Annotated in this window: 19 protein-coding genes; 12 read left to right on the forward strand and 7 right to left on the reverse strand. The window is 45.1% G+C overall.

Going from position 1 to position 21580, the window contains the following annotated elements; genetic code table 11:
• Window positions 1-21: 21 nt before the first annotated feature.
• From R7P67_RS12660 to lipA, 4 genes are all read left to right on the forward strand, one after another.
• Entirely contained in the window at window positions 22-1200 is a 1179-nt protein-coding gene (locus tag R7P67_RS12660; RefSeq protein ID WP_005384132.1) for a serine hydrolase, read from the forward strand.
• 139 nt (window positions 1201-1339) lie between these two features.
• Complete coding sequence (gene ybeD, locus R7P67_RS12665; RefSeq protein WP_005384135.1) at window positions 1340-1618, forward strand: DUF493 family protein YbeD; 279 nt, start codon at window positions 1340-1342, stop codon at window positions 1616-1618.
• A 176-nt stretch (window positions 1619-1794) separates the two neighbouring features.
• On the forward strand, window positions 1795-2457 hold the full coding sequence (gene lipB, locus R7P67_RS12670) for a lipoyl(octanoyl) transferase LipB (RefSeq protein WP_005384137.1): 663 nt from the start codon (window positions 1795-1797) through the stop codon (window positions 2455-2457).
• Entirely contained in the window at window positions 2454-3419 is a 966-nt protein-coding gene (gene lipA, locus R7P67_RS12675; protein WP_005384139.1) for a lipoyl synthase, read from the forward strand. Before lipB ends, lipA begins: the two co-directional genes overlap by 4 nt.
• Before the next feature lie 461 nt (window positions 3420-3880).
• Here the strand turns inward: lipA and glyA are convergent, their stop codons facing one another.
• Complete coding sequence (glyA, locus tag R7P67_RS12680; protein ID WP_005381985.1) at window positions 3881-5131, reverse strand: serine hydroxymethyltransferase; 1251 nt, start codon at window positions 5129-5131, stop codon at window positions 3881-3883.
• A gap of 347 nt (window positions 5132-5478) precedes the next feature.
• On the opposite strand from glyA, the gene R7P67_RS12685 reads away from it, so the two are divergent.
• The 3 genes from R7P67_RS12685 to R7P67_RS12695 all read left to right on the forward strand — a co-directional run bounded on the left by R7P67_RS12685 (window position 5479) and on the right by R7P67_RS12695 (window position 8723).
• Window positions 5479-6081 carry a YitT family protein gene (locus R7P67_RS12685; protein ID WP_213889554.1) on the forward strand — a complete coding sequence of 201 codons (603 nt, stop codon included), beginning with the start codon at window positions 5479-5481 and terminating at the stop codon, window positions 6079-6081.
• Window positions 6082-6171: 90 nt separating this feature from the next.
• Window positions 6172-7692: a transcriptional regulator gene (locus tag R7P67_RS12690; protein WP_213889556.1), complete on the forward strand. Its 1521-nt coding sequence runs from the start codon at window positions 6172-6174 to the stop codon at window positions 7690-7692.
• 131 nt (window positions 7693-7823) lie between these two features.
• Window positions 7824-8723 carry a hypothetical protein gene (locus R7P67_RS12695; RefSeq protein ID WP_213889558.1) on the forward strand — a complete coding sequence of 300 codons (900 nt, stop codon included), beginning with the start codon at window positions 7824-7826 and terminating at the stop codon, window positions 8721-8723.
• An 89-nt stretch (window positions 8724-8812) separates the two neighbouring features.
• Here the strand turns inward: R7P67_RS12695 and treC are convergent, their stop codons facing one another.
• From treC to gmhB, 4 genes are all read right to left on the reverse strand, one after another.
• On the reverse strand, window positions 8813-10498 hold the full coding sequence (gene treC, locus R7P67_RS12700; RefSeq protein WP_262653813.1) for an alpha,alpha-phosphotrehalase: 1686 nt from the start codon (window positions 10496-10498) through the stop codon (window positions 8813-8815).
• A gap of 87 nt (window positions 10499-10585) precedes the next feature.
• Entirely contained in the window at window positions 10586-12010 is a 1425-nt protein-coding gene (gene treB / locus R7P67_RS12705; protein WP_005381959.1) for a PTS trehalose transporter subunit IIBC, read from the reverse strand.
• A 176-nt stretch (window positions 12011-12186) separates the two neighbouring features.
• The gene (gene treR / locus R7P67_RS12710; RefSeq protein WP_025768901.1) at window positions 12187-13134 is read right to left on the reverse strand and encodes a trehalose operon repressor TreR; all 948 of its coding nucleotides are present in this window, start codon (window positions 13132-13134) and stop codon (window positions 12187-12189) included.
• A gap of 74 nt (window positions 13135-13208) precedes the next feature.
• Complete coding sequence (gene gmhB / locus R7P67_RS12715; RefSeq protein WP_005381961.1) at window positions 13209-13760, reverse strand: D-glycero-beta-D-manno-heptose 1,7-bisphosphate 7-phosphatase; 552 nt, start codon at window positions 13758-13760, stop codon at window positions 13209-13211.
• Window positions 13761-14101: 341 nt separating this feature from the next.
• On the opposite strand from gmhB, the gene metN reads away from it, so the two are divergent.
• From metN to R7P67_RS12730, 3 genes are read left to right on the forward strand one after another with little or no spacing between them, the layout of a single operon-like run.
• The gene (gene metN, locus R7P67_RS12720) at window positions 14102-15136 is read left to right on the forward strand and encodes a methionine ABC transporter ATP-binding protein MetN (RefSeq protein ID WP_005381962.1); all 1035 of its coding nucleotides are present in this window, start codon (window positions 14102-14104) and stop codon (window positions 15134-15136) included.
• The gene (locus R7P67_RS12725; RefSeq protein WP_005383604.1) at window positions 15126-15803 is read left to right on the forward strand and encodes a methionine ABC transporter permease; all 678 of its coding nucleotides are present in this window, start codon (window positions 15126-15128) and stop codon (window positions 15801-15803) included. The genes metN and R7P67_RS12725 overlap by 11 nt, the downstream gene beginning before the upstream one ends.
• A 32-nt stretch (window positions 15804-15835) precedes the next feature.
• The gene (locus R7P67_RS12730; RefSeq protein WP_005381966.1) at window positions 15836-16645 is read left to right on the forward strand and encodes a MetQ/NlpA family lipoprotein; all 810 of its coding nucleotides are present in this window, start codon (window positions 15836-15838) and stop codon (window positions 16643-16645) included.
• Window positions 16646-16771: 126 nt separating this feature from the next.
• On the opposite strand, the gene R7P67_RS12735 is transcribed toward R7P67_RS12730, so the two are convergent.
• Together R7P67_RS12735 and syd are read right to left on the reverse strand one after the other, a co-directional pair.
• On the reverse strand, window positions 16772-17548 hold the full coding sequence (locus R7P67_RS12735; protein ID WP_005383605.1) for a Zn-ribbon-containing protein: 777 nt from the start codon (window positions 17546-17548) through the stop codon (window positions 16772-16774).
• 2 nt (window positions 17549-17550) lie between these two features.
• The gene (gene syd, locus R7P67_RS12740; RefSeq protein ID WP_005383606.1) at window positions 17551-18096 is read right to left on the reverse strand and encodes a SecY-interacting protein; all 546 of its coding nucleotides are present in this window, start codon (window positions 18094-18096) and stop codon (window positions 17551-17553) included.
• Window positions 18097-18204: 108 nt separating this feature from the next.
• Here syd and queF point away from each other — a divergent pair, with 108 nt between their 5' ends.
• The gene (queF, locus tag R7P67_RS12745; RefSeq protein ID WP_104975931.1) at window positions 18205-19050 is read left to right on the forward strand and encodes an NADPH-dependent 7-cyano-7-deazaguanine reductase QueF; all 846 of its coding nucleotides are present in this window, start codon (window positions 18205-18207) and stop codon (window positions 19048-19050) included.
• Window positions 19051-19214: 164 nt separating this feature from the next.
• Window positions 19215-21497 (forward strand): tetratricopeptide repeat protein, encoded by a 2283-nt coding sequence (locus R7P67_RS12750; RefSeq protein WP_017635678.1) that lies wholly within the window; start codon window positions 19215-19217, stop codon window positions 21495-21497.
• Window positions 21498-21580: the final 83 nt, after the last annotated feature.

Below are 21580 nucleotides of genomic sequence, written 5' to 3' on the forward strand. Positions count from 1 at the left end.
AACCCAAAAATTTGAATTACCATGAATAAAAATAAGTTTGTGAAATCTATTCTCGTTTCTTCGGTTGCCCTTTCTGCAACTTTCGCTCAATCTGCTCTTGCATCACCTATCGTTGTTCCAGATGCCCCTCAAATCGCGGCGAAGGGCTACGTGCTGATGGATTACCATTCAGGTAAAGTACTGGCAGAGAAAGAGATGAACACAAAATTGTCTCCAGCTAGTCTGACTAAGATGATGACCAGCTATGTAATCGGCCAAGAGCTAGCGCGTGGTAATATCTCAGAAGATGATGATGTCACCATCAGTAAAAATGCGTGGGCGAAAAACTTCCCTGATTCATCAAAGATGTTCATTGAAGTAGGCACAACAGTTAAAGTACGTGACCTGAACCGAGGTATCATCGTCCAGTCAGGTAACGATGCCTGTGTTGCGATGGCAGAACATATTGCAGGTTCAGAAGATGCATTTGTTGACCTAATGAACGCTTGGGCCAACACATTGGGTATGACTAACTCGCACTTTGCCAACGTTCATGGCTTAGATAACGCAGAATTGTACTCAACACCATACGACATGGCACTGCTAGGTAAAGCACTTATCCGTGACGTACCAAATGAGTACCGAGTGTATTCAGAGAAGAAATTTACTTACAACGGCATCACCCAATACAACCGTAACGGTCTACTTTGGGATAAGAGCATGAACGTTGACGGCATCAAAACGGGTCACACAAGTAATGCGGGTTACAGCCTAGTAAGTTCAGCAACTGAAGGTCAAATGCGCTTGGTTGCGGTCGTTATGGGTACTAAAGATGCCAATGCTCGTAAGTCAGAAAGCAAAAAGCTGCTAAGCTACGGCTTCCGTTTCTTCGAAACAGTGGCACCGCACAAAGCAGGTGAAACGTTCGTAGAAGAAAAAGTGTGGATGGGTAACAAAGACACCGTAGCACTGGGTCTTGACCAAGATACTTACGTAACACTACCGCGTGGTGAAGCGAAAAACTTAAAAGCAAGCTTCGTCCTTGAAAAAGAGCTAGAAGCCCCAATTAATAAAGGTGATGTAGTTGGTAAGCTATACTATCAGATCGATGGTGAAGATATTGCCGAGTACCCACTAATGGCACTAGAAACCGTAGAGCAAGGTAGTCTATTTAGCCGCATGTGGGATTACATCGTATTGTTATTCAAGAGCTTCTTCTAAAAAGAACGTTAGAGTAGCAAACTTATTCGCAAAGCCGCCTGAATGGGCGGCTTTTTAAGTTTGAGCTCCTCGTCTTGAGTTCCCCCTAATTTGACTGTACTATTTCGCACCGCAACGAATATCTACTGGAGTTATCGATATGCTAACCATCAACTCTGATGCAAAATTAAAAGACCTGCTTGAGTTCCCTTGTTCATTTACTTACAAGGTAATGGGTCATGCAAAGCCTGAACTTCCAGAGCTTGTTCTTGAAGTTATTCAGCGCCATGCTCCAGGTGACTACAGCCCGACCGTTAAACCAAGTGCTAAGGGCAACTACCACTCTGTGTCAATCAACATTACTGCAACCTCTATCGAGCAGGTTGAGACACTGTACAAAGAGTTAGGTGAAATTGACATCGTACGCATGGTTCTATAATTTTTTGATAGATTAAATTTTTTTTGAAAGCAGCTTTGGCTGCTTTCTTTTTATTTATCAAAGAGATAACGAGGCTTTACATCGCTTTCAGTTAAAAATCTGTTACGCAGCGGTAGAGCATCAGGGTTATCCGGTTTATAATCCAAAAACTTTATATATTAGCAACAGGAATTCCCATGCAACACCAACTTGTTGTAAAACGACTTGGCCGCCAAGACTATGAGCCTGTATGGAAGGCGATGCATGAGTTCACCGACCAACGCACAGAAGAAACCCGTGATGAAGTCTGGTTGGTAGAACATAACCCAGTATTTACGCAAGGACAGGCAGGTAAAGCTGAGCACTTGATTAACACTGGCGATATTCCTGTTGTACAAAGTGATCGCGGAGGTCAGGTTACGTATCATGGCCCTGGTCAGTTGGTCGCCTACTTCTTGATCAACCTACGCCGCAAAAAATTAGGTGTACGAGATCTCGTTACCACAATCGAGAACCTCGTGATCAACACGCTAAAAGCATACAATATTGACTCAGCCGCGCGACCTGACGCACCAGGTGTCTACGTTGCCGGTAAGAAAATATGCTCTCTCGGTTTACGCATTCGTAAAGGATGCTCGTTTCATGGTTTAGCCTTGAACGTAAATATGGATTTAACACCGTTTCTGCGTATTAACCCTTGTGGTTATGAAGGTATGGAAATGGTTCAGGTCAGCCAATTTGGCGGCCCAGACAATGTAGAAGCCGTAGAAAAACAATTAATAGAAGAACTCGTTACTTTGCTCGATTATGAGCAAGTAGAATTCAGCACAGAAGCACCTTCTCAAGGTAATAAAGCATGAGCAAACCAATCCAGATGGAAAAAGGCGTTAAATATCGTGACGCCGATAAAATGGCATTGATTCCCGTAAAGAACATGCCTACAGAGCAGAAAGAAGTGCTACGTAAGCCTGATTGGATGAAGATCAAGCTACCAGCCGACAGCCAACGAATTCAAGACATCAAGGCGGCGATGCGCAAGAATAAACTTCACTCCGTATGTGAAGAAGCATCTTGCCCTAACCTAGCGGAATGTTTTAACCACGGTACAGCTACCTTCATGATCCTAGGTGCTATTTGTACTCGTCGTTGTCCTTTCTGTGACGTTGCTCATGGCCGCCCATTGCCACCGGAAGCAGAAGAGCCTCAAAAACTGGCGAAAACCATCGCCGATATGAAGCTGAAATACGTAGTAATCACTTCTGTAGACCGTGACGATCTGCGTGATGGTGGTGCACAGCACTTTGCCGACTGTAACCGCGAGATCCGTGCGTTGAACCCGCATATTAAGATTGAAACTCTGGTTCCTGACTTCCGTGGTCGTATGGACGTAGCGCTTGATCTAATGAAAGATAACCCGCCAGATGTCTTCAACCACAACCTAGAAACAGCGCCACGTCTTTACCGTAAAGCTCGCCCAGGTGCAAACTACAAGTGGTCGCTGGAGCTTCTTAAGAAGTTCAAAGAGCAGCATCCAAATGTACCGACCAAATCTGGTTTGATGATGGGTCTTGGTGAAACCAAAGAAGAAATCATCGAAGTACTGAAAGATCTACGCGCACACGGCGTAACGATGCTGACTCTAGGTCAGTACTTAGCGCCAAGCCGTCACCACTTGCCAGTAGAACGTTACGTTCCGCCATCAGAGTTTGACGAGCTAAAAGAAGTTGCACTAGAGCTTGGCTTCACGCACGCAGCGTGTGGTCCATTTGTTCGCTCTTCTTACCATGCCGATATGCAAGCTCAAGGTATCGAGATTAAATAAGCTCTCGCTTGTTTTGAAAAGCTTGTTTTGAAGAGAAAAGGTTGGCTCAGTGCCAACCTTTTTTGTATCTGTCAAATGATGATAAAAAGCCATTCTACCTCCGTCATTCTGAACAGCGAGGAACGAGCGTGATTGAGAATCAGTTTCCAACGTACTGATGATTTTTTGGGAAACGCTGAGTAAAAGAGTGTGCCTCAACAAGATTCCTGCTCTCGCCTAGGCTCGTCGGAATGACGCGGTTTGGATATATTGAAAGGGACAGTGTTGGTAGCCATCTCCTTATCACACACTCTTCGCTATATCTCATTCCAAACGCCAGACAAACAAAAAGGCCCTCAATTGAGGACCTTTAGTATATCAATGTTCAAAATAGATGAGTCGAGTTCTAGGAGAACACACGGAGTTTGCGCGAGCAAGTGAGTATGTTCGACACCGAAATTGACTCATTCTATGAAGAATAGTTAGGCGTAAACCGGTAGACGCTTACAAATTTCGAGCACTTTCTGTTTAGTCGCTTCGATAACTTCTTCGTTGCCGATGTTATCTAGAACGTCACACATCCAGTTTGCTAGCTCTTTTGCATCTTCTTCAGTGAAGCCACGGCGAGTGATCGCTGGCGTACCTACACGGATACCAGACGTTACGAATGGGCTGCGTGGGTCATTTGGTACTGAGTTCTTGTTTACAGTGATGTTTGCTGCACCTAGTGCCGCGTCTGCGTCTTTACCAGTGATATCTTTGTCGATTAGGTCAACAAGGAACAAGTGGTTTTCTGTACCGTTAGATACGATTTTGTAGCCACGCTCTTGGAACTGACCAACCATTGCTTTTGCGTTTTTCACTACGCGAGCTTGATAAGCTTTGAACTCTGGCTCCATCGCTTCTTTGAACGCTACTGCTTTACCAGCGATAACGTGCATTAGAGGGCCACCTTGACCACCAGGGAACACTGCTGAGTTCAATTTCTTGTACATATCTTCGCCAGCATTTGACAAGATAAGACCACCGCGAGGACCTGCTAGTGTTTTGTGCGTCGTTGTTGTTACCACGTGAGCATGCGGTACTGGTGTTGGGTATTCACCGGCGGCGATAAGACCAGCTACGTGCGCCATATCAACAAATAAGTAAGCACCTGCTTTGTCAGCGATTTCACGCATGCGTTTCCAATCAACGATTTGCGAGTAAGCAGAGAAACCACCGATGATCATCTTAGGTTTGTGTTCAAGTGCTAGCTGTTCCATCTCGTCGTAGTTGATTTGACCAGCTTCATCGATACCGTAAGGGATAACGTTGTAGTGCTTACCCGAGAAGTTTACTGGTGAACCGTGAGTTAGGTGACCACCGTGCGCTAGGCTCATGCCTAAAACTGTATCGCCAGGGTTAAGAAGCGCCATGTAAACTGCGCTGTTTGCTTGAGAACCTGAGTGAGGCTGTACGTTAGCGTACTCACAACCAAATAGTTGGCATGCACGCTCAATTGCTAGTGCTTCAGCTTTATCTACGTACTCACAACCGCCGTAGTAACGCTTACCTGGGTAGCCTTCAGCGTATTTGTTCGTTAGCTGAGAACCTTGCGCTTCCATTACACGTGGGCTTGTGTAGTTTTCAGAAGCGATAAGTTCAATGTGTTCTTCCTGGCGAAGAGTTTCTTCCTGGATAGCTGCGAACAGTTCCGCATCGTAATCTGCGATGTTCATATCACGCTTAAGCATCTGTATCTCCTGACTCAGATTAGTACTGAAAGTTGCAAAAAAACTGTTGAATGACCCGACGCAAACGTTTTCGTCACCCTAATGGCGCGCATTCTACATAATTTGATTTAGGTCATAAAGAGAAATTTACAATTTTTCTCATGCAGTTTTTTCATGATGACAAGCAATGTTTATCATGCCAGCATTGCAATCGCATAACGACAATCTATTGCCTGTCAAATTTGTGCTTTACACCCTGTAAAACAGCAATTACATAGGTTTACCGTAAATTTTACCCTCTAGCTACCGAAAAGATCATCTTTTTACTACTATGCACGCCTTATTTATCACTAATGACTGCAACATTGATGGAAAAACACTCATTAAAAGAAGACTGGATAGCGATTCTCACGGGTACCTTTTTAGTAGCTCAAGGCGTTTTCTTTCTCCAATCCGCGAACCTTCTAACGGGAGGCACGACTGGATTGGCTCTGCTTATTAGCCAATTTACACCTTTTACCTTTGGTGTGCTGTACTTTTTAACAAACAGTCCTTTTTACTTACTAGCATGGAAACGCTTCGGCCGTCATTTCGCCATTAATAGTGCCATTTCTGGTGCGTTGGTTTCTATCTTTGCCGATCATCTTTATTTGCTAATCTCGCTCGAATCGGTAAATGAAGTTTATTGCGCCGTCGCAGGCGGACTTTTAATGGGGCTCGGTATGCTGATCCTATTCCGACATCGCTCCAGCTTGGGTGGCTTTAACGTGCTGTGTTTGTTTATCCAAGACAAATTTGGCATTTCAGTTGGCAAAAGCCAAATGGCAATCGATGCATGTATCCTGTTTGCTTCATTCTTCTTTGTCACACCAGAAGTGATTGGCCTTTCAATTTTGGGGGCGTTTGCACTCAATGTCGTGTTAGCGATGAACCACAAACCGCACCGCTATTCCGTGACCTACGGTTCATAAATTTTTGATAATGATTGAAGCGCGATTTATAAGATTTCGCGCTCCAATCGCTATATAATACTTCGCGATTTCCAAATAGATCGGTACGGTATGCGCGACTTTCTGCAACAAGCTAAACAGACTCACAGTTGTATTGCGATTGGAGAGCTGATCTATAACCCGAAGACACAGAACCTTCATCAAGATGCTATCGCGATTGATCTTGAACCTCGCACCATTGAATTATTAGAACTGCTGTTAACAAGCGTTGGCCACCCACTCTCTGCTGACACCATTATTGAAACCATTTGGCAGAGCAAGTTCATCTCTAAGAATGTGCTCACGAACCGCATTAGCACCTTACGTGCACTGCTACAGCAGTACTTACCCGAATACGATGCCGCTAAGCTTTTAGTCACTTACCCCCGCAAAGGCTACTTTCTTAACCCTGCCAATATTCGTTTAGTGCCACCAGCGAAAAACCATCGGCGCGTTATCTCAACCCAGGTGGCGAGTAATAAGAGCTTCAAGCTGATTTTTGCTTACAGCTTATGTGCCATACTTGCGGTATGTAGCATGACACTCGCAAGCTTGTTATGGCAACGCCAAGAAATCTCAACACAGCAAACACGTCATCAACTACTGATTCCCAAAGTCGAGCTACTACTCAACCGTGTCGATTCAATCGGCTCTCAGGCGCGAAAATACCGCATACTGGTCAAAGCCATCTTGCTGCAACAACAGGTTGAATATCCATACACCGACATCGCCAACCAAGATGCTCCTAGTTACTTTCTTGATCCTATCGGTCATACGCCATATTTCCCTGGCGCACGAAACATGCAGACCAGCGACTACGAGCTCAATATCGAGTTAAAAGACGGCACAAAACAGGGCATCTTGAAAGCGCAGATGAACCTTATTTATCCTGCGACGGGCAAGTTGGCGTTTCGCAATGAGTACACACTGCGTTTATCTGACTTACAATCGGATATTTTCCAAATGCATTCGGATGTCGCGCAATACTTCAATCTGCCTGCACCTTCGGCAAGTACGTGGCAGCTTTCGGATATTCACAAAAAAATGTTATTCGAGAATGCCTTTTCTAGCCAACCTCTCCGACAATCTGATGAGTTTGCGGCTATCACAACGGCAAGACATCTAGCCTTATACGAGCACGAACATCAAAAGCTGGAAGCGTATTTAACTCAAGTACAATCGTCGTTTGATGTTTTGCCAGATGAGCTGAGCCTCTGGTTAGGTCTATTGCATTTCAAATTAGGTAACTTAGACAGGGCAAAAGCTCTGTTAACGACACCAGATGGCGACTCACGTATCCAAAACGCACTGATTTATACCTTTGTGTCTCACATTGCTCACAAGCAGAACAAACTTGAACAGTTCCGTCTCAACTACATGGAATCACTGGTGGCGCTGCTGCGCGTTTTACCTTCCGAAACCTTGTTTGAGCGTCTTTCTCAATCTGAATCAAAAGAGACTTGCCTCCAACCGTGGAAAACGTTGCATGTTAGTGTGACCGATCAAGAAATCATAAGCCGATGGAAAGCGCTCATTAACGAGTATTGCACTAATGTGGCCAACGAAATAACCACCAATAAAACAAAGACCTAAATATAAAATTAAGCTTTCGTTAACCCCTGTTAGCTTTTGTTTTTTGCCCTTTTTCTCTCGCTGAACTTAGCATGCTCGCATTCAAGCAACGGCCCAACATGAAGCGGCCTTATCAATCAGGAATGTAAACCATGCTAAACAAAATGACGCTTATCGCGGCAGCAACTCTGGCTCTTTACGGCTGTGGCGGAGGTTCGTCTTCTGGCAGTGCGAATCCAAACAAAGTGCCTCAAGAAAGTTTCGACGTCTCGATTCACAACTCAATCTTCGCTCCCACGCCAAGCACACAGCTAAACTACGCATTTAGCTTGGATGGCCAACCAGAAGGCGACATGAAACTGAGCTTCCAAGCGATGGGTCGCGAGCAAATATTGGCAGCATTGGCACAAATCCCAAACAGCGAGGCAATGGTCCAGTTGGTTAATGACTTGGTGAACTACGGCGCCGAACAGTTCTACTATTCAGACGAGCAGTACAACGACGACGAAGAGAGCAATACGCTTTACTTTGCAGGATCAGATGGTGCACTCCATGAAATCACTGACGCTTATTTCATTGGTCATCAGTTTATTGCCATGCTTATGCACAGCGGTCCGATTTTCCGCCTAAACGGTGACGACGTAAAAGAGAAAAGCCCGAATATTGACATCGGTGAAGAAACTATGTCTCTGCAAACCATTCTTACAGGCTACGCAGTTCACAACCTTCTAGACCGTTTTGAAGAGCATGAGTGGGTACAAAACCTTCCTATGACAGCATCTTGCCAAGTGGTTTGGCAACAGCAAATCCGAGAAACTGGCGTGCGTAAATCGTTCTCGATCTCAGGCAAGAAAATTGAAGCGGCATACCTGATGGAAGAGAACATCTACAACCTAAACTGTGATGACATGGACTCAATGGAGTTCGCCACTTCGGCAGAACGTTGGTTTAATCCGAGCTTAGGTCTGATAGAACAAATTGAACTGCAGAAAGTACAACAAGTACAAATCAACGAAGAGAAAGTGCAGCTAACAGCGATTGAAACAAAATAAGCTAGAGATATCTCAATAAAAGAAGGCTTTGGGGAGCACACCAAAGCCTTCATCTCGAATATCAATCTTAGGGGTGATGACACCCGAGTTTATTCTTCTATCAACAAAATACGAGTTTCGTAAGGTCGTAACACTTGATGGTTTGACGCGACTGCGCTCGCTGAGTTTTGATAGTTAGATAGCAAGTTTTTCGCTTTACTCATATCAAAACGTTCTGGCAGAACGCATTCCACCTCTTCAGCGTAGTAGTTATTGATACACAGCAGCGTTTGCTTATCGTTCTGACGAGCGTAAGCGAAAATACGTTTGTGCTCTGGCAGTAAATCTTCATAACGGCCATCGGTGATGACTGGAACCTGTTTACGCAGTTCAATCAGACGCTTGTAAAAGTAGAACACCGAGTTCAAATCGGCAACCGCAGCTTCAGCATTGATTTCAGAGTAATTCTGCGCCACTTCAAGCCACGGCGTTCCCTCAGTAAAGCCCGCGTGTTTTGCACTGTTCCATTGCATTGGTGTACGTGAATTATCACGCGACTTCTGTGCCAAGATCGCCATCATATCGTCATGAGATACACCATCACGGTTGACCATAATGTCGTACATGTTAGTACTTTCAACATCACGATATTGGCTGATTTCGGTATAATCCGGGTTGGTCATGCCGATCTCTTCCCCCTGGTAAACATAAGGTGTGCCTTGCATCATGTGCACTGATGCCGCAAGCATCTTGGCAGATTCAACACGGTATTGCTCGTCGTTACCTAATCGGCTCACAACGCGTGGCTGGTCGTGGTTACACCAGAACAGCGCCCCCCACCCTTTGCCATTTAAGCCCGTTTGCCAATGATTGAAGATCTGTTTTAACTGAATGAAATCAAACGGCGCTTTGGTCCATTTTTCACCATTTGGATAATCGACTTTCAGATGATGGAAGTTGAACACCATGGATAGCTCTTTGCCGTCTAGCGAAGAATATTGCTGGCAGTGCTCTAGCGTAGTGGAAGACATTTCACCCACCGTCACGCTGCCGTATTTTTGAAACACAGATTCGCTAATCTCTTGAAGGTATTCGTGCACACGTGGACCATCCGTGTAGAAACGACGACCATCACCAATATCGTCACTTGGAAAATCTTGCTGCTTGGAAATCAGGTTGATAACGTCGAGACGGAAACCATCCACTCCTTTTTCTGCCCAGAAGCTGATGACTTCTTTCACTTCTTCACGCACTACTGGGTTTTCCCAGTTTAAGTCCGCTTGCTCTTTAGCAAAAAGGTGCAAATAGTACTGGCCTGTTTTTTCATCCAGCGCCCAAGCGTTGCCACCAAACTTTGATTGCCAGTTGTTTGGTTCAGCACCATCTACCGGATCTTTCCAGATGTAGTAATCACGGTATGGGCTGTTTTTATCACCCAGTGCGGATTGGAACCACTTGTGTTCTGTCGACGTGTGGTTCACTACAATGTCCATGATGATACGAATACCCAACTGATGCGCTTCTGCTAGCAAAGTATCAAAGTCTTGCATCGTGCCGAACTCAGGGTTGATCGAGTAGTAATCGGAGATGTCATAACCGTTGTCGATCATTGGCGATTGGTAAACCGGCGTCAGCCAAATCGCATCCACACCAAGATGCTTAAGATAATCCAGCTTAGAAATGATCCCTTTGATGTCGCCCGTGCCTTTACTGCCACTGTCACAAAAGCTTTTTGGGTAAATTTGATAGATGGTTGCGGTTTTCCACCAGCTCTCATCATGCTTGGTCATAGCCATTTCTAACACTCACTTACCAGTAATCGGAAACTTAAAATTTGAAAAGAAAAATAGGAGGAGGCAGCCAAGTCACTGCCTCAAATAGAATTACGCGTTTGCAGGCTCAAGCTCACCTTTGGCTTGTGCACGCTTATAAAGAATTAACGTTAATGCAGCAGGTACCAGCATTGCGACTAACATAGCCAAAGCAAAAATGCCCCAGAACTGCGGTTGGATAGACAAGATGCCCGGCAAACCGCCCACACCGATACCGTTCGCCATTACGCCCGCACTACCACAAATAGCAGCAGCACACGCACTACCGATCATCGCGCTCAACATTGGGAACTTGTATTTCAAGTTGATGCCGTACATCGCCGGTTCAGTCACGCCAAGGTAAGCAGAGATAGCCGCAGGCACTGAGATATCACGCTCGCCGTGTTTTTTACTGATGATAATGATGCCGACGACCGCAGACGCTTGAGCAATATTTGAAAGCGCAATCAGAGGCCAAATTGGCGTGCCGCCTAGCTCTTGCATTAATTGAAGGTCAACCGCGTTGGTGGTGTGGTGAATACCAGTAATGACCAATGGCGCGTATAGGAAGCCGAAGATGGTTGAGCCAATCATTGCGAAGTCACCTGTCATGGCTGCTTTTGCTGCGAAAGCAACACCATCACCCAACATACGACCGAATGGGCCAATGATAGAGTGCGCAAGAATCACAGACACAATGATAGAGACAAACGGCACAACCACTAGGTAAAGGTAAGACGGAATGATGCGTTTTAAGTTGGTTTCAATAAACGCCAGAGCCATACCAGCAAGCATTGCTGGAATCACTTGCGCCTGATAGCCCACTTTCTCGATGGCAAATAAGCCAAAGTCCCACACTTCGGGTACTTGCTTACCAATCAGGTAGGCGTTCATCAACTGTGGCGAAACCAATGTTACACCAAGCGTGATACCCAGAATCGGAGTACCGCCGAGCTTTTTCACTGTCGACCAACACACGCCAACCGGTAGGAAGAAGAAGATCGCCTCACCAATCAGCCATAAGAAAGAGTGTACCGTTGCCCAAAACTGGCTGATTTCCGTTAGCGTTTGACCATCAAACATCTTGATGTCGCCAATCACGTTACGGAAACCAAGGATCAGACCACCGGTAATGATCGCAGGTAGCAGTGGTACAAAGATTTCTGCAAGGTGGGAAATACCACGCTCAACGATATTCATGTTTTGACGAGCAGCGTTCTTCGCTTCGTCTTTGCTGGCTTCACTTTTACCCGTCAGTCCGATCAGTACCTTGTAAACTTCATCCACTTCAGTACCGATAACCACTTGGAACTGGCCTGCGTTGGTAAAGCAGCCCTTCACCATCGGTAATGCTTCTAACTGTTTCGTATCTGCTTTGTCCGTATCATTTAGAACAAAACGCAAGCGAGTTAAACAGTGACTTACACTGGCAATGTTGTCCGGCCCCCCGACCAGCTCAATAAGACGCTCCACGTCTTTACGCGCAATCTTACTCATAACTTTGTCCACCCTGTATTGGATACATTCGATTCATCATTTTGTTTTTATAAATGGGAACATTCCCATTTCTTAATTTTAATATTGCCATCCGAAGGCAAAAAACAAAATGGGAACAGTCCCATTAATTGAGAGTGATCACAGTATAATTTTAGAGCAGATCGTTTTAGTGTGGGTCAATAAACGATAGGCTGTTGAGTAAAGTGAACCACTTCCTCATCGCCATTTAATTGATTGATCAGCATGTTAGCGGACTTCTCACCTGCAAGGGTATAACCTGGGTCGACACTAAATACTTTAGGGAAAAGGAAAGAGAGCAATTCATTACCACCAACACCTGTCACAACCACGTCTTCACGTCCTAACTCTTGAAGACGCTTAATCACGCCCAACGCGATAGTGTCACTGGCGCACACGATGGCCTGAGTATCAGATTGAAGGACTTTGTCTACCAACTGATAAGCACTTTCATGGCTCAACTTACCCGTTTGGAAACAAGGTGCAATTTGCTTGCGTTGACACCAAGCTTTATAAGCATTTAGACGAGCTAAGCCAGTGGTTTTGTCTTCAGGGTCAACACCAATATAAGCAATGCGAGATAAAGATTGCTGCTCAAGGTGAGACAAAGCCATGTCTATCACACCTTGGTTATCGTAGTTGATCGAGGAAACCATTTGCGTGTCCATCGCGATCACGACGATACGATTACCCCACTCCGCCAATGCTCGCTCATCACATCCAGTAAAACCAAACACGATCACCCCATCGACGTTGCGACGTTTAAGCACATCCAAATGCTCATTGGTTTTATCGCGATCGAATTGGCTCTCCATGATCACCGCATCATAACCAGCGGAATACAAAGCATTGAGCATGGTACCAACGGCGCGATTTTCTGATGGTGAGTCTAAACGGGAGATGATAACCCCAATGACTTTTTGGCTGCCACCACGCATCGACTGCGCCGACTTTGATGGGACGTAGCCTGATTCACGAATGATTTGCTCTACCTTCTCACGCGTTTGCGGTTTTACCTTGGGATCGTTAGTAAGCACACGGCTTACTGTTGATTTGCCCACGCCTGCCAATTTTGCGATATCAAGAATGGTGAGTTTTTTGCTCATAAGTGTTCAGATTAAAAGAAGGAATCAAACAAAAGGGAAGCAGTGGCTTCCCTTATCTCAGTCAGTAATGAAGATTACTTGTTTAAGTACGCAGGCACATCTGCAATGCTATCTAATACTACCGTTGCAATGGCTTCGCCCTGTTCCGTTACTGGCTTACCAGTGCGAACCAAAATCTTAGTGCCAACGCCTGCCGCTTCTGCTGCCATCATGTCTTCAGCTTTATCGCCGATCATCACAGATTTCTCCATGTCGATCTTCAAGAAGTCACGCGCAGAAATGAACATACCTGGTTTTGGCTTACGGCACTCACAATCTTGCTTGTACTCGCCAATGCCATGTTCTGGATGATGTGGACAGTAATAGATACCATCGAACTCAACACCATTATCAGCAAAGTTCCAATCCATCCATTGAGTCAGAGACAAGAAACGGTCTTCACTGAATTTACCGCGTGCGATGCCCGATTGATTCGTCACTAACACTAGAAGGTAGCCTTTATCTTTTAGCGCTTTCGTCGCTTCAAATACACCATCAATGTACTCAAAATCATGTTCGTCATGAACGTAGCCGTGGTCAACGTTTATCACGCCATCACGATCGATAAAAACAGCAGGTTTTGCCAAAACGTATTTCTCTATTAACTCGGTTTAATCAGATTATTACATACCTTATAAACTTCAACACTATCTAATTCATTCTAGGCCTCGACAAAACAGTTGATTTGTTGGGCAAGAATCGGTAAATCTGAGGGTGCCCCGCCATCTACCTCCTGCTTGTTATCTATACATCTTCGCTTCAAAACAGAACATCCATACATTTAGACGTCTAGACGTAAAAATATCTATTGACTTCATTCTGCTTAACCCATAGCATCAACTGAAAATTGAGATAAAGCTCAACATTAAGTTCTGTCAAAGGCCGTTTTTGACAGCGAAGTTCCCCGTATCTTTGGGCAGGTTGAAACATGATAGAAATAAAAAACGTCAATAAAGTGTTCTACCAAGGCAGTAAGGAAATCCTTGCCCTGAAAGACATTAACCTACACATCGACAAAGGCACTATCTTTGGTGTTATCGGTTCATCAGGTGCTGGTAAAAGTACGCTGATCCGCTGTGTCAACATGTTAGAAGCGCCGACCTCTGGTTCCATCATCGTTGATGGTGTGGATCTAACCAAACTCAGCAAAAAACAACTAGTCGAAACACGCCGTAACATTGGCATGATCTTCCAGCACTTTAACCTGCTTTCGTCTCGTACTGTGTTTGATAATGTAGCACTGCCACTAGAACTGGCAGGTAAAGACAAATCGCAAATCACAACAAAAGTAACTGAGTTGCTAAAGCTTGTGGGCTTAGCCGACAAACACGAGAGCTACCCATCTAACTTAAGTGGCGGACAAAAACAGCGTGTGGCAATTGCTCGTGCATTGGCATCCGATCCTAGCGTGCTGCTTTGTGATGAGGCCACTAGTGCGCTAGACCCGGCAACAACTCAATCTATCCTTGAGTTATTGAAAGAGATCAACCGCAAACTCAACATCACGATTTTACTTATCACTCACGAAATGGAAGTCGTAAAAAGTATCTGTCACGAAGTAGCAATCATCGGTGGTGGTGAGCTGGTGGAAAAAGGCACCGTTGGCGATATTTTTGCGCACCCTAAGACAGAGCTGGCACACCAATTCATTCGCTCAACGCTGGATCTTTCCATTCCTGAAGATTACCAAGCACGTCTGCAAGCAGAGCGTGTTGATGGCAGCTACCCGTTGGTTCGCTTAGAGTTTACTGGCGCAACCGTCGATGCACCGTTAATGTCGCAAATTTCTCGTAAATACAATATTGATGTGAGTATTTTGAGTTCCGACCTTGATTACGCTGGTGGCGTGAAATTCGGCATGATGGTCGCAGAGCTATTTGGTAACGAAGAAGATGACAACGCAGCTCTTGAATACCTGCGTAAGCACAACGTAAAAGTAGAGGTACTTGGTTATGTCCTTTAATACGATTTCTGAATGGCTGAGTTTAAACAGCAAACTACTTTTAGGTGCAACGTGGGAAACGCTTTACATGGTTGCGGTTGCCGGATTAGTCGGCTTTGCTGTGGGTATTCCATTAGGCGTAATCCTCCATATTACTAAGAAAGGCGGCCTACTTGAAAACACCAAACTAAATAGCGGCTTAGGCGCTATCGTTAACATTGGTCGTTCTGTGCCATTCCTCGTACTGATGGTTGCGATTATTCCAGTGACAAAAATGCTGGTTGGAACCTTTATCGGTACAACCGCAGCAATCGTCCCACTGACTATTGGCGCCATTCCTTTTGTCGCTCGTCTTATTGAAGGTGCTTTATTAGAAGTACCGACAGGCTTGGTGGAAGCAGCGCAGTCAATGGGGGCGACTCCAACACAGATCATCACAAAAGTTCTACTACCTGAAGCAATGCCGACTATTGTTAACTCAGTAACGATTACCTTGGTCACTCTCGTTAGCTACTCAGCTATGGCGGGTACGGTAGGCGGCGGCGGCCTAGGTGACGTAGCCATCCGTTACGGTTTCCACCGCTACGATGTAACTATCATGGCCGTGACTGTCGTGATGTTGATTGTTCTAGTACAGATTATTCAGTCTATCGGCGACGCAGTGGTGCGCCGTGTAGACCACAGATAAGCATCAAAAATACAAATTATAAGGAGATAAAGATGAAATTTAGCCTTAAAGGTCTTTTGACTGTAGCAACGGCCGCCTCTGCTCTTGCTCTAGCGGGTTGCGGCGACAAAGAAGTAGACGTAAACAAAGTAAAAGTTGGCGTTATTGCTGGTGCTGAAGCACAAGTAGCCGAAGTTGCCGCTAAAGTAGCAAAAGAGAAATACAACCTAGATGTTGAGCTAGTAACATTTACCGATTACGTAACACCAAACGCCGCTCTGGATGATGGTTCAGTAGACGCGAATGCGTTCCAGCACAAACCATACCTAGACCAACAAGTGAAAGACCGCGGCTACAAACTGGCTATCGCGGGTAACTCATTCGTTTACCCTATTGCTGGTTACTCAAAGCAAGTAAAATCAATTGATGAAATTCAAGATGGCGCACGCATCGCAGTACCAAACGACCCAACGAACCTAGGTCGCTCACTACTGCTTCTTGAGCAACAAGGTTTGATTACGCTACGTGATGGCGTTGGTCTACTCGCTACAGTACGTGACATCGTAGGCAACCCTAAAAATATCGAAATCATTGAACTAGAAGCCCCACAGCTTCCACGTTCACTGGATGACGTAACGCTATCTATCATCAACACCACTTACGCAAGCTCTATCGACCTATCGCCAGAGCGTGACGGCGTGTTCGTTGAAGATAAAGACTCACCATACGTAAACCTAATTGTCGCTCGCGAAGAAAATGTTAATGCGCAAAACGTACAAAACTTCGTAAAAGCTTACCAAACGGAAGAAGTTTACGAAGCGGCAAAAGAGCTGTTCAAAGGCGGTGTTGTGAAAGGTTGGTAATCCCACTTTTCAAAACATGACTGAAAACAACGTTCTAAACATAAACGTTCTAAACACAAAAGGGCTGATGTGAAAACATCAGCCCTTTCTATTTGTCTATCTGCCCATTTAAGTAGCTTCAATTCGCTACTTAAGATGGTCCCAAGAGATATTCGACACGATTCGGCAGTCATCACACTTAAAATGAAATATGTCATGTAGTGGCTCATCGAGTAGCCACTCGCCATCGCATTTTGGACACTTGCGCGCTTTCTCGCTCTCCAGCGACTGACCACCGACACGATACTGGTAATAGTACGTAGGGATCTTCGTGATGTATTCGATACGGCCACGTAAGTCCCAACCTCGGCGAAACAGCACACTATCCACATCGCAAATTTCGTGCAGCGCCGCATGTTCCGCTCGGCAGCCCCCTGCCATTTGGATTTCATCACACGCTTGCCACTCAGTCTGCCACTTAATGACAGCTTTATGGTCTCCATTAAGTGTTGGCTCATTACGATACAAAGGAATTGGCAACAGGGTTTCACCACTTCGCAAAGGCGAACACGTATGAACATAAGTCGTGTACAACACTTGCCAGCTAGGTGTCTCTTCTTCGGCTGCTTGTTCTGAATTCAAATCACGCCCCAGCATACGCATTTTCGGTGCAAGCAAAGACGCATCCGACAAACGGTTCATGCACACTTTGACGAAATCTGAGTGATAACGTGGATGCAAGCTGTCTTGTTCTGGGCAAACAACACGAACGAAAAATTCACCTTCTCCCATCACTATCGGAAATTCACGACCTAATACTTGGCCGTTGTAACGCAGAGCATCCATCAAGCCATTAATGGCTTTGTCTACCGCGCTGACGGTGGTGTTATCAAAACACTCAAACTGCAACTCAACAACATACATACTTAGACGGCAGCCTCTAACTTATTCAAGAACTCAACCAATGAATCTGCCAATACATCACGTTTAGAGGTGCCCAAACGCTCTAGAATCACATTGCCAGTGAGGTTACAAATAGAAATCACATCCATTTCCTCACCTGTCGCTGCGATAAATACTGTTGGTTTAAGTTTCAAGCGGCGCTGCGTCACCAAATGACCAAGAATATTTTCTTGTAGACGCACGAAATCATCATCGCTCCAGACTTGCAGCAGCGTCAACGAATTACCTTGCCAAGTTGCCTCCATATCGGCGCAGTATTGAGAACCATAAAAGGCTTTAACATCATCTTGCAGTGACAACTCAATCGCATTTTCCACATTGGTGAAATCGGCCATTTCATCACGTGCGACCGCTTTCCAAAGCACCTTTCCATCACGCTTCTCTTCGACACAAGGAGAAACAAGCTCTGCAAGCTCTTCACTGCTTGGCAACTCATTGTGCTTAGCTTGCCAAGCTTGTTGGTAGCGCAGGCTGAACTCTTGTAGCGCCTGAGTAACGTTTTGGGTCATGAAGGTCTCCTCATTCCTTATTTATCAGATAGCCGTACTTGCCTGATGGCAATTGACCAGCGGATTCAGTAAAATTCTCGCCATTCTAATCGAAAACGACCACAAAGTATGAGCAAATATTCTGACGCTAAAGAGCTTGCTGGCCTAACACTAGGTAAAACGACCGAGTATGCGAACCAGTATGACCCAAGCTTGCTGCAACCAGTCCCTCGCAGCCTGAACCGAGATGACCTTCAGTTAGGCGATACTCTGCCTTTCATGGGGCACGACATTTGGACGCTGTATGAACTGTCTTGGTTAAATAGTAAAGGTTTACCACAAGTGGCCGTTGGCGAAGTATACATTCCAGCCACCAGCGCAAACTTGATTGAATCGAAGTCTTTCAAACTGTACTTAAACAGCTACAACCAAACCCGCTTTGCAAGCTGGGAAGAAGTGACTGAGCGTTTAACACAAGACCTGTCTGAATGCGCAGGTGAAAAGGTGCTGGTTGAGGTGAATCCAGTGACTCACTATACCAATCAACCTATCGTGACAATGGACGGTGAATGTATTGATGACCAAGACATTGACATCACCAGTTACGATTTCGATGCCGATTTGCTTGAAGGTGCAGCAGGTGAAGTACAAGTTGAAGAGGTGCTACATAGCCACCTATTGAAATCAAACTGTTTGATCACTAACCAACCCGACTGGGGCAGTGTAGAAATTCGCTACCAAGGCGCAAAAATAGAACGTGAGAAGCTGTTACGTTACTTAGTGTCTTTCCGCGAGCACAATGAGTTCCACGAGCAGTGTGTAGAGCGTATTTTTACGGATCTAATGAAATACTGCCAACCAAGCAAACTGACCGTATTTGCCCGCTATACGCGTCGTGGTGGCTTGGATATCAACCCTTACCGCTCAACGGAACAAGATAAGCCAGCTCACAATCACCGTATGGCTCGTCAGTAAGCGCATAGGCAACAGAAATAAGTTCGGCAATCTAAAGGGTTGCCGGACGTTTTTATTGTCCAAGCATGTTACTATATCAAATGGCTTCAACCCGCATTTAAACGGCTAATTGAGGCTTTTCGCCGTTATCGCCATATCTAAAAACAGTTCGAGGGAACGAAAGGATGTTTTGGGACAGTTCGCGTCTATTCAAATTGATTGGCTTTCTTTGCTTGCTGTTTGTACAGCCACTTCATGCAACCATTTTATCGTCCGCGTTACTCAACGAAGCACAACAATTGGCGGAAATAGAACCATCACAAGCAAAACAAGCGGCAACCAACTATTTGTCACAGCGTGAGCTAACAGAACGCAAAGAAAGTGACAGCCCTTCAGCCATGTCTCGCGACGAAACAGATCGTAGCGTTCGCACACCAAGCAGCACCATCGAAGCGCACAAGATTATCGCTCAGGCAGATTACGCCATGGGTAATGTTCGTTCGGCTATCGAGCACCTAAATAAAGCGGAACGCTTAGCGCAAGAATATCAATTGCCGTACATGGACTTAGATCTCCAGCTGATGCGCAACCAAATGATTTGGATGTACGACGAAAACTACTCAAAAGCGGAAGACACGCTTAACCAAATTGAACAACAGCTCGATGAAGCCGATGCCGTATTACAACGCACCGACAGCGTTCGCTACCGACTAGTGATGCAAAGAGCACTCCTCGCTTCACATAGTGGCGATATCATTAAAGCGGAAAACTTGTACTCTGAAGCAAAGACCATGCTTGACGATAGCCGCTCTGAGTTAGCCTTGATCGACTACTACACAGCCGTCGGCGAGTTTTACCTCAATAGCAAGAAATACAATTTGGCTTTGTCAGAACTGCTATACGGTTATTGGCAATCTATTGAAAGTAACAGTGGTGCAAGATTAGCAAAAGTGAATCGCCTTTTGGCTAGGCTCTTCCAGGAGCGACGAGTGTACGACAAAGCGATCGAATACTTATCTCAAGCCGCAGATTTTTATGACTCTTACCCTAGCTCTCCGATCCTAGCGGACGTCCTAGAGCAAATGGGCGACATCTACTTTTATCAGGGTAAGTTTAACCTTGCGTTAGTGCATTACTTCAACGTGCTTGACCATGAAAGTACCAGTAAGAACATCAATAGAATCATTAAAATTCGCTTAAGCTTGGCGGCTACCTACCTACAACTCTATAACTACGCGCTAGCAGAGCAGTACTTAGACCGCTCTAAAGAGCTTTTAGAATACACCAATATTCCTAAGCTTGAAGCAAAGGCTGCCCTGCTTCAGTCAGGTCTGGCTTATCATCAAAATGACAGTAAAGACGTCATTACTAATGCTAAGCTGGCGTTAGCGCTTGCTGAAAAGTCACCTGAAAATAACAACTTCATTAAGCAGCAGTCATACCGTTTACTTGGGTTGGGTTACGAGCAGGCAGGCGAATACAAACTTTCTCTGCAAGCTTATAAAAAATACACCAACCTCGTTCGTCTAGAACAAAAGCAGCTTAACCAAATCAGTGAGGATGCGTTCCGTCAGCAAAAAGAATTTGCCGAACAAACCATCCATTACATCGGTCAATCAGAACGCTTAGAGCAAGTGGAAAGAGAGCATCGTAAATTCCAGAAAATCTCATTTGCATTGTTTATTACTGTCTTGGTCATGTTTTTGTTCATTATGCGCCGTGGTGTCATTATGCAGCGCCAAGCAAGTGAAATCGAAAAACTGCGTAACGACCTCTTCACCCACTCTCGCTCTCGTTTACGTAACTTGCGTATGCTGAATGTTAAGCTTTCTCGCTCATTGAAAAAGTCGAGCGAAACTTTCGAGCAATGGCAAATGGGTGAATTGATCCACGAACCACTTAATGATCGCCTACGCTTTGTTATGATCGATTTGCCATTCTTACGAAGCATGTACGTCCATAACGGCTATAAGGCAGGTCTAGAACTAGAACGTGCATTTGGCGACTTCCTTGCGGAAAAAATAGAAAAACCGTCGCGTCTTTACCATTTCTCAGATGCGAACTTACTCTACATAGAACCGAACGCTGACCGTGATGCTTCTGCCGAAGTCATGTTCGAAAAATTCCAGACTTGGGTGGATGAGTTCGCACAGCAGCACAACGTCAATCGTATTATTCGTATGGGCATCAGCGATTATCCGTTCTTACCCCGAGCCTACACTGCAATTAACGATGAGGAATTACTCGATCTGTTGTTGCTTGCGACTCACATCGCACGAGAAGTCAGCTTGAAGGATAAGCAAAGCCACTGGGTGTTCTTAAAAGCCATCGATAATGCGCCTGCTGCTAGCTTTGCAACAGGTAACATAAGAACTGCCTGTCAACATGCCATTAGCCAAGGCCTGATCAAGATCCATTCGTCCTACAAGAATGAGGACGACATCAAGAAAATATTAAAAAATGGATAATTAAACGCCTGTTGAACGTAATAACTAATGACGCTATAAAGTTTTTTGTTATTATCAGATAATTGTCAGTAGTACATGGACTT

This window comes from Vibrio sp. Vb0937 (assembly GCF_033338855.1).